The organism is Pseudomonas shirazensis, assembly GCF_014268785.2.
GTDB lineage: Bacteria > Pseudomonadota > Gammaproteobacteria > Pseudomonadales > Pseudomonadaceae > Aquipseudomonas > Aquipseudomonas shirazensis.
In genome coordinates this window covers 907,101-922,141 of sequence record NZ_JABWRD020000002.1, presented here as the reverse complement: position 1 = coordinate 922,141, position 15,041 = coordinate 907,101, and the positions used below count along the sequence as shown (strand labels likewise).

General features: G+C 65.1%; 13 protein-coding genes. 6 read left to right on the top strand and 7 right to left on the bottom strand.

Annotated elements, in window-relative coordinates; genetic code table 11:
• Positions 1-80: 80 nt before the first annotated feature.
• From HU736_RS15490 to gshB, 7 genes are all read right to left on the bottom strand, one after another.
• Positions 81-1,352 (bottom strand): dihydroorotase, encoded by a 1,272-nt coding sequence (locus HU736_RS15490; RefSeq protein WP_101315716.1) that lies wholly within the window; start codon positions 1,350-1,352, stop codon positions 81-83.
• Entirely contained in the window at positions 1,349-2,353 is a 1,005-nt protein-coding gene (locus tag HU736_RS15485) for an aspartate carbamoyltransferase catalytic subunit (protein ID WP_101315718.1), read from the bottom strand. The genes HU736_RS15490 and HU736_RS15485 overlap by 4 nt, the downstream gene beginning before the upstream one ends.
• Positions 2,354-2,365: 12 nt before the next feature.
• Positions 2,366-2,884, bottom strand: a complete 519-nt coding sequence (gene pyrR, locus HU736_RS15480; protein ID WP_103435772.1) for a bifunctional pyr operon transcriptional regulator/uracil phosphoribosyltransferase PyrR — start codon at positions 2,882-2,884, stop codon at positions 2,366-2,368.
• 51 nt (positions 2,885-2,935) lie between these two features.
• Positions 2,936-3,367 (bottom strand): Holliday junction resolvase RuvX, encoded by a 432-nt coding sequence (gene ruvX / locus HU736_RS15475; protein WP_101315722.1) that lies wholly within the window; start codon positions 3,365-3,367, stop codon positions 2,936-2,938.
• Positions 3,367-3,936 carry a YqgE/AlgH family protein gene (locus HU736_RS15470; RefSeq protein WP_101315724.1) on the bottom strand — a complete coding sequence of 190 codons (570 nt, stop codon included), beginning with the start codon at positions 3,934-3,936 and terminating at the stop codon, positions 3,367-3,369. Before HU736_RS15470 ends, ruvX begins: the two co-directional genes overlap by 1 nt.
• A 69-nt stretch (positions 3,937-4,005) precedes the next feature.
• A complete protein-coding gene (locus HU736_RS15465; RefSeq protein WP_103435774.1) occupies positions 4,006-4,905 on the bottom strand; it encodes an energy transducer TonB in 900 nt (299 codons plus the stop codon).
• 85 nt (positions 4,906-4,990) lie between these two features.
• On the bottom strand, positions 4,991-5,944 hold the full coding sequence (gene gshB, locus HU736_RS15460; RefSeq protein WP_103435775.1) for a glutathione synthase: 954 nt from the start codon (positions 5,942-5,944) through the stop codon (positions 4,991-4,993).
• A gap of 236 nt (positions 5,945-6,180) precedes the next feature.
• Here gshB and HU736_RS15455 point away from each other — a divergent pair, with 236 nt between their 5' ends.
• Genes HU736_RS15455 through HU736_RS15430 form a run of 6 tightly spaced genes read left to right on the top strand, consistent with a single transcriptional unit; the run spans position 6,181 to position 15,035 of the window.
• The gene (locus tag HU736_RS15455) at positions 6,181-6,582 is read left to right on the top strand and encodes a response regulator (RefSeq protein WP_186701204.1); all 402 of its coding nucleotides are present in this window, start codon (positions 6,181-6,183) and stop codon (positions 6,580-6,582) included.
• Positions 6,583-6,627: 45 nt separating this feature from the next.
• Positions 6,628-6,993, top strand: coding sequence for a twitching motility response regulator PilH (pilH, locus tag HU736_RS15450; protein WP_101322927.1), 366 nt, complete (start codon positions 6,628-6,630; stop codon positions 6,991-6,993).
• Positions 6,990-7,538 (top strand): chemotaxis protein CheW, encoded by a 549-nt coding sequence (locus HU736_RS15445; RefSeq protein ID WP_186701203.1) that lies wholly within the window; start codon positions 6,990-6,992, stop codon positions 7,536-7,538. Before pilH ends, HU736_RS15445 begins: the two co-directional genes overlap by 4 nt.
• Positions 7,539-7,548: 10 nt before the next feature.
• Positions 7,549-9,609, top strand: coding sequence for a methyl-accepting chemotaxis protein (locus HU736_RS15440; protein ID WP_186701202.1), 2,061 nt, complete (start codon positions 7,549-7,551; stop codon positions 9,607-9,609).
• Between the two features lie 10 nt (positions 9,610-9,619).
• On the top strand, positions 9,620-14,581 hold the full coding sequence (locus HU736_RS15435; protein WP_186701201.1) for a hybrid sensor histidine kinase/response regulator: 4,962 nt from the start codon (positions 9,620-9,622) through the stop codon (positions 14,579-14,581).
• The gene (locus tag HU736_RS15430) at positions 14,574-15,035 is read left to right on the top strand and encodes a chemotaxis protein CheW (protein WP_103435779.1); all 462 of its coding nucleotides are present in this window, start codon (positions 14,574-14,576) and stop codon (positions 15,033-15,035) included. The genes HU736_RS15435 and HU736_RS15430 overlap by 8 nt, the downstream gene beginning before the upstream one ends.
• The last annotated feature ends 6 nt before the right edge of the window (positions 15,036-15,041 follow it).

Below are 15,041 nucleotides of genomic sequence, written 5' to 3'. Positions count from 1 at the left end.
GGACCGGTCCGGCGCCCCGGCAAGGCCGCTCCTACAGATCGCGGTGTTCGCGGTCGGTGCAGGAACGGCCGCGCCAAGCCTCAGGCTTCGTGACAGATGTGGCCATCCACTAGGGTATAACGCACCGCACTCGGCAGGCAGTGGCCGATGAACGGGCAGTTGTCGCCGCGCGACAGCCAATGCTCACCGGCCACGGTCGAGGCCTTTGGATCAAACAACACCAGATCCGCCGCACCGCCAACCTTCAGCTCACCTGCCGGCAAGCGCAGCGCCTGGGCAGGCCCGCTGGTCAGGCGCGCAAGCAAGGTCGGCAGATCCAGCAGGCCATCCTCGACCAGCGTCATCGCCAACGGCAGCAACAGCTCGACACTGCTGATCCCGGGCTCGGTCGCGCCAAACGGCGCCAGCTTGGCATCGCGCTCGTGCGGCTGGTGATGGCTGGAAATCGCCTGGATCACCCCCGACTTGACCGCTTCACGCAGGCCATCGCGATCCGCCGCGGTGCGCAGCGGTGGCTGCACGTGGTACAGGCTGGAGAAGTCGCGCAGCGCCTCGTCGGTGAGGATCAGCTGGTACAACGCCACGTCGGCCGTGACCGGCAGGCCCAGTGCCTGCGCCTGGGCAATCAGGCGGGCGCCGCGGGCGCTGGTGATCTGGGTGAAGTGCGCACGCACGCCACTTTGCTCGACCAGCAGCAGGTTGCGCGCCAGGGCGACGGTTTCGGCGCTTTCCGGGATGCCGGGCAAGCCGAGGAAGCTGGCCATCGCACCTTCGTGGGCCAGCCCGCCGAGGGCCAGGTCATGGTCCTGGGAGTGGAACACCACGGTCAGGTCGAAGGTGGCGGCGTACTCCAGCGCGCGCGCCAGGGTGCGGTTGTTGGGGATCTGCTTCAAACCGTTGCCAAATGCTACGCAGCCGGTATCACGCAGGGCCACCAGCTCGGCCAGTTGCTCGCCTTCAAGGCCCTTGGTCAGGGCGCCGATCGGGTAGACCTTGCTGTTGCCGGCTTCACGGGCACGGTCGAGCACCAGCTCGGCCACTGCCGAGGTGTCCAGCACCGGCTTGGTCTGCGGTGGGCAGCACAGGCTGGTGACGCCACCGGCGACGGCCGCGCGGGTTTCGCTGGCGATGTTGCCCTTGCGGCTGTAGCCCGGCTCGCGCAGGGCGACGTCGAGGTCGACCAGGCCCGGTGCGGCGACCAGGCCGTTGGCGTCGATACTGCGGCTGGCGCTGAAACCGGCCGGGGCGGCGCCGATGGCGACGATCTTGCCCGCTTCCAGGTGCAGGTCGCTGATGCTGTCCAGGCCGCTAATCGGATCGATGACCCGGGCGCCAAGAATACTGATGCTCACAGGGCGTGCTCCTGGTCCAGTTGTCGTTGCGTGTTCTGCCCGCTCATGGCCATCGACAGCACCGCCATGCGCACGGCGATGCCGTAGGTGACCTGGTTGAGGATTACCGAATGTTTACCGTCGGCGACTGCCGATTCGATCTCGACGCCGCGGTTGATCGGCCCCGGATGCATGACGATGGCATCCGGTTTGGCGCCGGCCAGGCGCGCGGTGGTCAGGCCGAACAGGCGGTAGAACTCGCCTTCGCTGGGCAGCAGGCCGCCGGCCATGCGCTCACGCTGCAGGCGCAGCATGATCACCACGTCGACGTCCTTGAGGCCTTCGGCGAGGTCGGTGTAGACCTTTACGCCGTACTGTTCGATGCCCACCGGGATCAGGGTTTTCGGGCCGATCACGCGGATGTCCGGGCAACCCAGGGTCTTCAGCGCGAGCATGTCGGAGCGGGCCACCCGCGAGTGCAGGATATCGCCGACGATGGCTACCGAGAGGTTCTCGAAGCTGCCTTTGTGGCGGCGAATGGCGAGCATGTCGAGCATGCCCTGGGTCGGGTGCGCGTGGCGGCCGTCGCCACCGTTGATCACGGCAACGTCCGGGCACACGTGCTCGGCGATGAAGTGCGCCGCGCCCGAGTCGGAGTGGCGCACGACGAACATGTCGGCGGCCATGGCCTCAAGGTTGCGCAGGGTGTCGAACAGGGTCTCGCCCTTGCTGGTCGAGGAGGTCGATACGTTCAGGCTGATGACGTCGGCCGACAGCCGCTGGGCCGCCAGCTCAAAAGTGGTGCGGGTGCGGGTGGAGTTTTCGAAGAACACGTTGCACACGGTCTTGCCGCGCAGCAACGGGACTTTCTTCACTGCCCGGTCGCCGACTTCAAGAAACGAGTCGGCAGTGTCGAGAATCTCGGTGAGCAGTTCGCGGGGCAAACCATCAAGCGAGAGGAAGTGGCGCAGCTGGCCCTGATCATTGAGCTGCAGCGGGCGCTTGGCGTCGAGTGGCGTCATCGCAGGGGACTCTTAAAGGGCGGAAGCGGTAGCAAGGTCCTGGCGCTCGAGGGCGAGCGGGGCCGGGCCGGTCAATTTTACCCGCTCATGGGCTGCCAGTGACAGCGTGGCGCCGAGCACGTTGGGCCGGATCGGCAGTTCGCCGGCATCCAGATCGAGCAGGCACACCAGGGTGACGCTGGCCGGGCGGCCATAATCGAACAGTTCGTTGAGGGCAGCGCGGATGGTGCGCCCGCTCATCAGCACGTCATCGACCAGTACCAGGTGCTGGCCTTCTACCTCGAACGGCAGCTCAGAGGGGCGCACTTGCGGGTGCAGGCCGTTCTGGCTGAAGTCGTCGCGATAGAACGACACATCCAGGGTGCCCAGCGGGCTGCTGTCGGCAAGCTCCTGCTGCAGCGCCTGAGCGACCCACACACCACCGGTGCGGATGCCGATGAAGCGCGGCTCGGCAATGTTGCGGCGGGCCAGGTGGGCGCGAAGGTCGACGGCCATCTGCCGGATCAACTCGGCGGGGTTGGGTAGGCTCATTGCGTGCTCCTCGGGGCGCCGGCAGACCCGGCGGCAAAGCGAAAGGTAGAATCAGTGACCGGTATTAGCCTCCAGCCAGCCCTGCAGGAGCAGCGCGGCGGCGATGGCGTCGACCGGGTTGTCTCGATAGGTACCACGCTGACCGCCACGGGCCATGCGCTCACCCTTGGCTTCGAAGGTGGTCAGGCGCTCGTCGTGGGTGTGCACCGGTAGGTTGTAGCGGCCGTGCAGGCGGTTGGCGAACTTCTGCGCGCGGGCGCTCATCTCGCTGGGGGTGCCGTCCATGTTCAGCGGCAGGCCAACGACGATAGCGTCGGGTTTCCACTCCTTGATCAGTTTTTCCACCTGGGCCCAATCCGGAATACCGTCCTGGGCACGCAGGGTGCACAGCTCGCGGGCCTGGCCGGTGATGACCTGGCCAACCGCGACGCCGATCTGTTTGGTGCCGTAGTCAAAGCCCAGCAGCAGGCGCACCTCGGCCATCAGGCGTGACCTGCCTGGCTGGTCAGCAGGCTGAGGTTGATGCCCAGCGACGCTGCTGCCGCACTCAGGCGCTGGTCGCTGGCCAGGCTGAAGATGATTTCAGGGTCGAATGGGCAGTTGAGCCAGGCGTTGTCGGCAAGTTCGGCTTCCAGCTGGCCGGCTTCCCAACCCGCGTAACCGAGAGTGATCAGGCTCTGCGCCGGGCCTTCGCCGTTGGCCAGGGCAAACAGCACATCCTGCGAGGTCGACAGTGACAGGCCTTCGAGCTCGATGGTGGCCTCATAGCTGCGCTCGCTGCTGTGCAGAACGAAGCCGCGGTCGGTCTGTACCGGCCCGCCGATGTAGATCGGTACCTGCAGGGTACTCAATGGAGGTTCCTCGTCCGGGCGCAACTGCTCGAGGATGTCTGCCAGGTTGAGTTCCTGCGGCCGGTTGACCACCAGGCCCATGGCGCCATTGGCGTTGTGCTCAACGATATAGGTCAGGGTCTGGGCAAAGTTCGGATCGGCCATGTGTGGCATGGCGATCAGGAACTGATGCTTGAGGTAACTCGGAGTGAGGTTTTTCATGGGGGTAGTGTGGCGCCAGGCGACGTCAGCTTCAAGCTGCAAGCTGTGAGAAAAAACCACTGACGCGGTTTAGTTGCTCGACAGCCGGTCGCCGCGGGCAAAGCGCCAGGTACGGATGATCTCCAAACGGTCGAATTCGGCCAGATCACCGGTAAACGGCGCGAACGGCGCGGCAAGGCGAACGATGCGCTGCGCGGCCTGATCCAGCAGCGGTTGGCCGGACGACTCCAGCACCAGCACCTCGAACAACGAGCCATCGCGGTTGATCGAAACCATCATGCGCAGGTTGCCGTAGATCTGCTGGCGACGGGCTTCGTCGGGGTAGTTGAGGTTACCGACCCGCTCGACCTTCTTGCGCCATTCCTCTTTGTACCAGGCACCTTTGTCGCGCATGGTCGAAGCCGCGTTCAAGCGGTGAATCTTGGGCCGCTTGGCATACAGCTGCTGCTCGTTGGACAGCTCGGCTTCAAGGCTGGCGATCTGACTCGACAGCTGTGAACTGTCAAATTCCGGGGTCGCCGCAGGAGGCTTGGGCTGGGCCTTGGTTTCCTTGGGCTTGGGTTCGACCTTCTGCATCTTGGCTGCCGTGGTGGCGACCGCGGCCTTCTGCGGAGCAGGCGGCGTTTCGCGCTTGGCGGCCGGCGGAGGCGTGACCTTGTTGATCTTGCTGTCCTGAAACGGCGCCAGCTCGGTGGTTTTGGGCACTGCCTTCTTGTCCAGGGTACCGCTGCCTTGCTGGTTGTCCTGGGCCTGGAAATCGGCCTTCTCGGGCGCTTTCTCGCTCTTGAAGGTTGCCAGGGTGATATCCATGGTGTGGCGGATTTCACTCGGCTTGACCACCGTGAAGCCGACCCCGAGGATCAGCGCCAGGTGCACCAGGGCAGCCAGAAACAAGGTAAAGCCAAGCCGGTCCACCGGGCGAACGCGGGGTGGCAGCAGGTCGGCAGGGATGTCAGCGGGCAGCGTCATCAGGTATCCAGCAATCGCCAGGCGGGGCAGCAGGTCAAAGGACCGGCATCATACCGCACTGAGCGATTGCGCTTCGCGTCGGTGGTCAGCGCGCCTTCAGCTTGCGATCAATGGCGTCCATCAACTGTACGCCGATCTGGGTGCCGTAGGCGTTGTCGATTTCGCGGATGCAGGTCGGGCTGGTCACGTTGATTTCGGTCAGATGCTCGCCGATCACGTCCAGGCCGACGAACAGCAGGCCCTTTTCGCGCAGGGTTGGCCCGACCTGGGCGGCGATCCAGCGGTCGCGCTCGCTCAGTTCGCGCGCTTCACCACGGCCGCCAGCAGCCAGGTTGCCACGGGTTTCGCCGCTGGCCGGGATGCGCGCCAGGCAGTACGGCACCGGCTCGCCGTCGATCATCAGGATGCGCTTGTCGCCGTCCTTGATTGCCGGCAGGTAGGCCTGCGCCATGATCTGCTGGGTGCCAAGCGCGGTCAGGGTTTCGAGGATCACCGACAGGTTCGGGTCACCGACCCGGTGGCGGAAGATCGAGGTGCCGCCCATGCCGTCCAGCGGCTTTAGGATCACATCGCCATGCTCGGCGGCAAACGCACGGATGATGTCCGGGCGGCGGCTGACCAGGGTCGGCGGGGTGCACTGCGGGAACAGCGTGGCGAACAGCTTTTCGTTGCAGTCGCGCAGGCTCTGCGGGCGATTGACCACCAGTACCCCGGCAGCTTCGGCCTGCTCCAGCAGGTAAGTGCTGTAGACGAACTCCATGTCGAACGGCGGATCCTTGCGCATCAGGATCACGTTGAGGTCGCTCAGCGGTGCGTCGATTTCAGCGTCCAGCTCGAACCACTTCTCGGGATTGGCGAATACCTGCAGTGGGCGCATCTTCGCCCGCGCCACGCCTGCGCTCTGGTACAGGTCCTGCTGCTCCATGTAGAACAGCGTCCAGCCGCGGGCCTGGGCTGCCAGCAGCATGGCCAGCGAACTGTCCTTTTTGTAGGAAATGGACGCGATAGGGTCCATGACAATCCCGAGGCGAACGCTCATGGGTGAATTCCTCTTGGCGGCAATTGACCGCGATGGCAATAGATAAAGTGGCTCAGGGTGGCGCCGAGCGCGCCGTCGGTCAAGGGGGCGGCGACGGCAAAGGCTGTCAGGATGCGTGCAGCTTCAAGCTGCACGCTATAAGCTGCTGATAAATGCGCACAGTCGCTGGCGCAGCGCTTTTTCCGGGCGCGTGAACCTTGTACTGTGCGGCGCAACGTCATTGTCGGTAGGCGATTATGGAACAACCCCTGAAGGTGATGGTGATCGACGATTCACGCACGATCCGCCGCACTGCGCAGCTGCTGCTGGGTGAGGTCGGCTGTGAAGTGATCACCGCCAGCGACGGCTTTGACGCGCTGGCCAAGATTGTCGACCATAGACCGCGGATCATCTTCATCGACGTGCTGATGCCGCGCCTGGACGGTTACCAGACCTGCGCCGTGATCAAGCACAACAGCGCCTTCAAGGACACCCCGGTGATCCTGCTGTCGTCGCGTGATGGCCTGTTCGACAAGGCCCGTGGCCGCGTCGTCGGCTCTGATCAATTTTTGACCAAACCATTCAGCAAAGAAGAATTGCTTGAGGCGATCCGGGCCCATGTGCCGGAATTTGCCGCTCAGGCGCAACCTGCATCCTGACCGCGCCTGGCATGGCGGCGGCACTTTCCTTCAATGGGGAACAGCATGGCCCGAGTTCTGATTGTCGATGATTCGCCGACAGAGTTGCACAAACTCACCGCGATCCTGGAAAAGCATGGCCATGAGGTGCTCAAGGCTGACAATGGCGCCAACGGCGTGGCGCTGGCCCGCCAGGAAAAGCCCGATGTGGTTCTGATGGACATCGTCATGCCCATCCTCAACGGCTTTCAGGCAACTCGCCAACTGAGCAAGGACGCCGCTACCAGCGGCATCCCGGTAATCGTCATCACCGCCAAGGACCAGGAAACCGATCGGGTCTGGGCGGCGCGCCAGGGCGCGCGTGATTTTCTTATCAAACCGGTCGATGAAGACTCGCTGCTGGCCAAGCTGAAAGCGGTGCTCGACATTTGACCACCCGCCGCGCCTCGCTGACTGCGTTCGAGCTTCTGCTCGACATCGATCGCCGCTGCCGTCTGCTGGAGGCCGATCAGCCGTCGCAGGACAGCCGGATGCAACAGTGGAGCGGGATTGGCTTTCGCGTTGCCGAGCAGTGGTTCGTGGCGCCCATGGTCGAAGTCGCCGAAGTCTTGCGCGAGCCGCGCAGCAGCCGCGTCCCCGGCGTGCAGCCGTGGGTGTGCGGGGTGGCCAACCTGCGTGGGCGGCTGCTGCCGGTGATGGACCTGAGCAGTTTTTTCGGCCTTGGGCCACTGCCGCCAGGCAAGCAACGGCGAGTGCTGGTGCTGGATCACGAGGCACTGTTTGCCGGCTTGCTGGTCGATGAGGTGCTGGGGTTGCAGCATTTCAGCCTGAGCAGCCTTGACCTGTCGCCACCGCAGCCGTTGCTGGCGGCGGCGACGCCGTTTGTGCAGGGCCATTTTGCCCGCGAGCACAACTGGGCCATCTTCAGCCCGCTGGCCCTGGCCCAGGCGCCGGGTTTTCTTGATGTAGCGTTGTAGAGGATCGACCGTGAACAAGCCTGTCAGCCCCGTCACTCCACCGGCCGTGACCCCGCGCGTGCGCAGCAGTGCGCAGATCACCGTGCTGTTCGTGGTGCTGATCCTGTCGATCATCCTGCTGTTCGCCAACTTCGCATACCTCAACACCCAGTCCAATTACGACAAGCAGTACATCGGCCACGCCGGTGAGCTGCGCGTGCTGTCCCAACGCATCGCCAAGAACGCCACCGAGGCCGCTGCCGGCAAGGCCCTGGCGTTTCGCCTGCTGTCGGATGCGCGCAACGACTTCGAGCGGCGCTGGGGCTACCTGCGTGAAGGTGACAAGGCCACCGCGCTGCCGGCAGCGCCGGCCAAGGTCCGCGATGAAATGGAAGCGGTGCGCCAGGACTGGGAGACGCTGCGCAAGAACACCGACGTGATCCTCGCCAGCGAACAAACCGTTTTGTCGCTGCACCAGGTCGCGGCAACCCTCGCCGAGACCGTGCCGCAGTTGCAGGTCGAATACGAGAAGGTGGTCGAGATCCTCCTGCAAAGCGGTGCCCCCGCCGCGCAAGTGGCCGTAGCCCAGCGCCAATTGTTGCTGGCTGAGCGGATTCTGGGTTCGGTCAACACCGTGCTGGCCGGCGATGATTCGGCAGCGCAGGCGGCCGATGCCTTTGGTCGCGACGCCAGCCGCTTTGGCCAGGTGCTTGAAGGCATGCTCGGCGGCAACCCGGCGATCCAGGTCACCCGAGCCGAGGACGCCGATGCCCGCGCGCGACTGGCGGAGATTGCCGAGCTGTTCCAGTTTGTCTCCGGCAGTGTCGATGAAATCCTCGAAACCTCCCCCGAACTGTTCCGCGTGCGCGAAGCGGCGAGCAATATTTTCAGTCTGTCGCAAACCCTGCTCGATGAAGCCTCGCACCTGGCCAACAGCTTCGAGAACCTGGCCAACGGGCGCACCCTTGATACCGTTGGCGGCTACGTGCTCGGCTTGCTGGCGCTGGCCTCGATCATCCTCATCGGCTCGGTGATGGTCCGCGCGACCAATCGCCAGCTGCGCGAAACCGCGGAAAAGAACGAGCGCAACCAGCAGGCAATCATGCGCCTGCTCGACGAAATCGAGGAGCTGGCCGACGGCGACCTGACAGTGACGGTGTCGGTCACCGAAGACTTCACCGGGGCCATCGCCGACTCGATCAACTACTCGGTGGACCAGCTGCGTGACCTGGTCACCACCATCAACCACAGCGCCCTGCAGGTTGCCGCCGCCGTGCAGGACACGCAGAACACCGCACGCCAGCTGGCCAAGGCCTCTGAGCAGCAGGCCGAGCAGATCAGTGAAGCCTCGGTGGCAGTGGGCGACATGGTCGAGTCGATCGATCGGGTGTCGGCCCACGCCTACGAGTCGGCCAAGGTCGCCGAGCGCTCGGTGGCCATCGCCAACAAAGGCAACGAGGTGGTGCACAACACCATCCACGGCATGGACAACATTCGCGAGCAGATTCAGGACACCGCCAAACGGATCAAGCGCCTGGGTGAGTCGTCTCAGGAGATCGGCGACATCGTCAGCCTGATCGACGACATTGCCGAACAGACCAACATTCTTGCCCTCAACGCGGCGATCCAGGCCTCGCTGGCCGGTGAAGCCGGGCGTGGTTTTGCCGTGGTTGCCGACGAAGTCCAGCGTCTGGCCGAACGCTCGTCGTCGGCCACCCGGCAGATCGAGGCGTTGGTGCGGACCATTCAGACCGACACCAACGAGGCGGTCATCTCCATGGAGCAGACCACTGCCGAAGTAGTCCGCGGAGCGCGTCTGGCGCAGGATGCCGGGGTGGCTCTGGCGGAAATCGAAGGCGTCTCGCAGACCCTCGCCGAGCTGATTCACAGTATTTCCGATGCCGCCCAACTGCAGACCTCTTCAGCCGGGCAGATTTCCCACACCATGGCTGTGATCCAGCAGATTACCGCGCAGACCTCGAGCGGCTCCGGCGCCACCGCCGACAGCATTCGCCACCTGGCGCGGATGGCCAGCGAGATGCGCCGCTCGGTCTCCGGTTTTACTTTGCCGGCCCCGGCCGAACCCCGCTGAGGAGTAACCCATGGCCTCGGCAGCAGTAAGCCCCGAACGTCACGACACGGTCGCCCTGGCCTGGACCAAGGCGCCCATTCTCGATTGTCTGGCCCAGGCCCGGCAGGCGCTTGAGCGGTTTGCCGGCGACCCGACGGAGCTGGCCACGCTGGCGCTGTATGTGGATAACCTGCACCTGGTCCACGGTTGCCTGCGCATGCTTGAACTGCGCGGGGCGACGCGCCTGGCCGAAGAACTCGAGTTGCTCGGACGGGCCATGGCTGACGGCCAGATCAGCCCGCGCGGCGACTGCCTCGGCGCGATGTTCCGTGGCCTTGAACAGCTACCGCCTTACCTTGAGCGCCTGCGCGGCGCCCGCCACGACCTGCCGCTGGTGATGCTGCCGTTGCTCAATCGCCTGCGTGAGTGCCGTGGTGTCGAGCCATTGGCCCAGGGCAGCCTGATGGGTGAAGCGGCGCAGCGCCTGGCCGGTGCTGCCGACCTGGCTGACCTGGACCTGTCGCTGGGCAACTGGCGCGAGCAACTACAGGCTGGCCAGGGCCGCGACGCCCTGCGTTCGGTGGTGGCGGCGCTGTGCGATGACCTGATGCGGATCAAGGACTGCCTTGATCAGTTTGTCCGAGGCGAGCAATCGCGCGAGCAACTGGACGCCCTGGTCGCGCCCTTGCGTCAGGTCGCAGACACCCTGGCAGTGTTGAATTTCCAGCAACCGCGGCGGGTCATCATCGATCAGGTGCTGGCGTTGCAGGCTCTGGCACAGGATCAGCAGAGCGTCGACGATGCGCTGTTGATGGACGTTGCCGGGGCCCTGCTGTACGTCGAGGCAACCCTCAATGGCATGGTCGGCCCGCTGGAAGAAAGCGGCCAGGGCAGCATGCCCGGCTCGGACATGGCGCACATCCGCCACGTGGTCCTCAGCGAAGCGGTGTCGGTGCTGCAACAGGCCAAGGACCTGATTGGCGACTGCCTCGAATCGGGCTGGCCACGTCAGCGCCTGCAAGCCTTGCCGGGGTTGTTGCAGCAAGTGCGCGGTGCATTGGCGATGCTCATGCTGCCTGCTGCCGCCGAGCTGTTTGCCGGTGCCGCAGGCTATGTGCAGGGCTGGCTGGCGCATCTGGAGGAAGAGCCACAGCTGGATGAACTGACCCACCTGGCCGATGCGCTGTGTGCCGGCGAATGCTATTTGCAGTGGCGCGTGGCTGATCCGCTGGCCGACGCCCAGCCGTTCATCGACATGGCCAGGGCCAGCCTGACGGCGCTTGGCGTGAACTGTGGGCATGGCGCACTGGCCGATGAAGGCGAGGAAATCGACGCCGAGTTGCGCGAGGTATTCCTTGAAGAAGCCAACGAGCTGCTGCCCGAGATCGAACGCCACTGGCTGCGCTGGCGTGCCGACAACAGCCTGCGTGAGGCGCTGATCGAAGTGCGCCGGGCTTTGCACACGCTCAAGGGCAGCGGCCGCATGGTCCGCGCCGAAGCTTTGGCGGAGCTGGCCTGGGGCGCCGAGCGGCTGATCAACCGGGTGCTCGAAGGCCGGGTCGGCCTGGCCGGGCAAGGCCTGGTCGCCTTGCAGCAGGCTTTCGTGCGCCTGCCGGACCTGCTCGCCGACTTCGCCGTGGGCCATTTGCCGCCGCTGGCCGAGGTCGAGCATCTGGTCAGCCAGTTGCACGCGCTGGCCGTCAACGAAGCCCCTGTCGCGGCGGGGCTGGACGGGCTTGATCCGCAGTTGCTGGAGATCTTCCGTAACGAAGCGGCTGGCCATCTGGCCAGCCTCGAGGCGTTTCTGCTCGCTGCCGACCGCCATGGCACGCCGGTCAGCGACAGCTTGCAGCGCGCGCTGCACACGCTCAAGGGCAGCGCCGCCATGGCCGGGGTGATGCCGATCGCTGAGCTGGCCACGGCCTTCGATAGGCTCGCACGGGAATATCGCAGCCATGAGTTGCGCCTGCAACAGACCGAACTCGACTGGCTGGAAGCCGCCCACGCGCTGTTCCATCTGGGCCTGGCGCAGCTGCACAGCACACCGCTGGCGCCCATAGCCGGCTCCGCCGAGTTGATCGAACAGGTTGGTCAGGGCGTCGATGCTCAGTTAGCGGCATTGCACGACGAATCCTCGGCCAGTCGCCGTAGTCGGCGTGACCCGCAGCTGATCGCCAGCTTTCTGGCCGAGAGCATGGATATTCTGCTCGATGCCGAGTCGCTGCTGGCGCGCTGGCAGCAGCAACCGCAGCAGCGTCAGGAGCTGGAAACCCTGCTCGACGAACTGACCAACCTCAGCCACGGCGCGAACCTGGCCGACCTCTGGCAAGTGGACGAGGTCTGTGAGGCGCTGCTCGATCTGTACGGTGCGGTGGAAGAGGGCAGCCTGGTCGCCGACACGCGCTTTTTCAACCAGGCCCGCCAGGCCCACGACGTGCTGATCGACATGCTCGACGAGATTGCCGCCGGGCAGGAAGTCAGCTCGCGCAGCGAATGCATCGACGGTTTGCGCGCACTGCTCGATCAAGCGCTGGCGCCCGATGCCACCGGCCTGATCGGCCGTGATGGGGTCACGCCGCTGCCGCCCCTCGAATATGCGCAAGTAGTGCAGCCAGCGCTGCTCGAAGCACCGCCCGAGCCGAGCCATGCTCCGGCTACAGTAGAGCCTGTCGAATCCGGCGAAGCGCCGGACAGCCCAGGTGATCAGGAGCTACTCGAGGTGTTCCTCGAAGAAAGCTCGGACATCGTCGAAAGCTCTGCGGCCGCGCTGGCCCGCTGGCAGGCCGACCCGCGCAGCAGTGTCGAGGTCGAGACCCTGCTGCGCGACCTGCATACGCTCAAGGGTGGCGCGCGCATGGTCGAAATCGCCGCGATCGGCGACCTCGCCCATGAGCTGGAATTTCTCTACGAGCTGCTTGCCGCTGGCCGCCTGCCGCCGACCGCAGCGCTGTTTGCCCTGCTGCAGAACTGCCACGACCGCCTGGCGCACATGCTTGATGCGGTGCGCCTGGGCGAGCCGCTGCATGCGGCCACGGCGCTGATCGACTACATCCGCAACTTCAGCAGCGCGGCGTTGACCGACAGCGCCGCCGCGCCGGCTATCGCCAGCGAAGCGGCAGTCCCCGCTGAACCGGCAGCGGTTGCCCCGGAGCGGGCGCCGGGCGATATGGTCAAGGTCGATGCCGAGCTGCTCGATGATCTTGGCAACCTGGCCGGCGAGCACGCGCTGATCCGCGGCCGTATCGAGCAGCAGGTCAACGACGCCCAGTTCGCCCTCAGCGAGATGGAAACCACCCTTGAGCGCATGCGTGATCAGTTGCTGCGCCTGGAGATAGAAACTCAGGCCAGCAGCGCCAGCCGTTATCAGGCTGAAAGCGACAGCTATGACGATTTCGATCCGCTGGAAATGGACCGCCATTCACAGTTGCAGCAACTGTCGCGGGCGCTGTTCGAATCCGCCTCAGACCTGCTCGACCTGAAAGAAACCCTGGCTCAGGGCGCGCAGGAAGCCCACGGCCTGCTGCAGCAGCAGGCGCGGGTCAACAGCCAGTTGCAGGAGGGCCTTACCGCCACCCTGATGGTGCCGTTCGAGCGCCTGGTGCCGCGTTTGCAACGTGTCGTGCGGCAGGTCTCCAGCGAACTCGGCAAGCAGGTCGAGTTAGTGGTCGGCAATGCCGAGAGCGAGCTTGACCGCAGCGTGCTGGAGCGCATGGTGGCGCCGCTTGAACACATGCTGCGCAACGCCGTCGACCATGGCCTGGAGTCGCGCGAGGCGCGCCTGGCTGCCGGTAAACCTGAGCAAGGTACGATCCATCTGAATCTGCTCCACGAAGGCGCCGACATCGTTATCGAGATGAGTGACGACGGTGCCGGGGTGCCGCTCGCGGCGGTGCGCGACAAAGCCATCAAGCGCGGCCTGCTCGATCCGCGCGCGCGCCTGAGCGACCACGAAATCCTCCAGTTCATCCTCCGTCCCGGTTTCTCGACGGCAGAAAAGATCACTCAGATTTCCGGCCGCGGGCTGGGCATGGACGTGGTCCATGAAGAGGTCAAGCAGCTCGGTGGCGCCATGAGCATCGCTTCCAGCCCCGGCAAGGGTGCGCGCTTCCAGATCCGCCTGCCATTCACGGTATCGATCAACCGCGCCTTGATGGTCCACCTGGGTGATGAGCAATACGCCATTCCGCTCAACACCATCGAAGGCATCGTCCGCGTGCCGCCCAGCGAACTGGCTGCCTGCTACCAGCTGGATACGCCGAGCTACGTGTATGGCGGCCACGCCTACCAGCTGCGCTACCTCGGCGAGTTGCTGCAAAGCGGTGTCGCCCGGCCTGGCCTGCTTGGCCAGAGCGTGCCGCTGCCGGTGATCCTGGTGCATTCGCAGGAAGCGTCGTTCGCGATCCAGGTCGACAGCCTGTCACCCAGCCGCGAGATCGTGGTCAAGAGCCTCGGCCCGCAGTTTGCTGCAGTGCCGGGGCTGTCCGGGGCAACCTTGCTCGGTGACGGCCGGGTGGTGCTGATTCTCGATCTGCTCGGCCAGCTCCGCGGCCAGCAACGGCGCCTGGCCCGGCTGCCCAGTGGCGATGTGCATCAGCAGCGGCAGTTCGAGGCCGCGCCTCGGCAACGGTTGGTGATGGTGGTCGACGATTCGGTGACGGTGCGCAAGGTCACCAGCCGCTTGCTCGAGCGCCACGGCATGAGCGTGCTGACCGCCAAGGACGGCGTCGATGCCATGGCCCTGCTGGCAGAGCATCGGCCTGACGTACTGCTGCTGGACATCGAAATGCCCCGTATGGATGGCTTTGAAGTGGCCACGCGGATCCGTCAGGACCAGCGCCTGAAGGACCTGCCGATCATCATGATTACCTCGCGCAGCGGCCATAAGCACCGCGACCGAGCCATGGCCATCGGCGTCAACGAATACCTGGGCAAGCCGTATCAGGAGTCGCTGCTGTTGCAAAGCATTGCCCACTGGAGCCAACCCCATGCTTGAACATATCGCCGGCCAACGCAGCAGCCTGACCGGCCTGCTGCTGCCCCTGGGTGATCGGACCCTGGTTCTGCCGAATGTGGCTGTGGCAGAGTTGATCGGCCAGCGTGCGTTGTCTTGTCAGATCGGTGAGCCAAACTGGCACCTGGGCTGGCTCGACTGGCGTCAGCAACGCTTGCCGCTGATCGGTTTCGAGGCGGCCTGTGGCGGCCAGACGGTGTGCGGCGAGCGAGCGCGGATTGTCGTGCTCAATGCGCTCGGGGATACCGGCCTGCGCTACCTGGCATTGCTGCTGCAGGGCATCCCGCGGGCGTGCAAGCTGGACAGCCAGCTCAATTATGTCGACGTGCCGTTGAACGCGCTCGAGCTGGCGGCGGTCCAGGTAGGCGAGCAAGTAGCGCGGGTGCCGGACCTGGTCGCGCTGGAGCGGATGGTGCGCGAGGCGGCGCTGCGCTGAAACCCG

Coding starts and splice junctions, on each gene's coding strand:
- HU736_RS15455 (WP_186701204.1), top strand. CDS start 6,181: ATGGAACAACCCCTGAAGGTGATGGTGATCGACGATTCACGCACGATC.
- pyrR (WP_103435772.1), bottom strand. CDS start 2,884: ATGAGCCTACCCAACCCCGCCGAGTTGATCCGGCAGATGGCCGTCGAC.
- HU736_RS15485 (WP_101315718.1), bottom strand. CDS start 2,353: ATGACGCCACTCGACGCCAAGCGCCCGCTGCAGCTCAATGATCAGGGC.
- HU736_RS15465 (WP_103435774.1), bottom strand. CDS start 4,905: ATGACGCTGCCCGCTGACATCCCTGCCGACCTGCTGCCACCCCGCGTT.
- pilH (WP_101322927.1), top strand. CDS start 6,628: ATGGCCCGAGTTCTGATTGTCGATGATTCGCCGACAGAGTTGCACAAA.
- HU736_RS15470 (WP_101315724.1), bottom strand. CDS start 3,936: ATGAAAAACCTCACTCCGAGTTACCTCAAGCATCAGTTCCTGATCGCC.
- gshB (WP_103435775.1), bottom strand. CDS start 5,944: ATGAGCGTTCGCCTCGGGATTGTCATGGACCCTATCGCGTCCATTTCC.
- HU736_RS15430 (WP_103435779.1), top strand. CDS start 14,574: ATGCTTGAACATATCGCCGGCCAACGCAGCAGCCTGACCGGCCTGCTG.
- ruvX (WP_101315722.1), bottom strand. CDS start 3,367: ATGGCCGAGGTGCGCCTGCTGCTGGGCTTTGACTACGGCACCAAACAG.
- HU736_RS15435 (WP_186701201.1), top strand. CDS start 9,620: ATGGCCTCGGCAGCAGTAAGCCCCGAACGTCACGACACGGTCGCCCTG.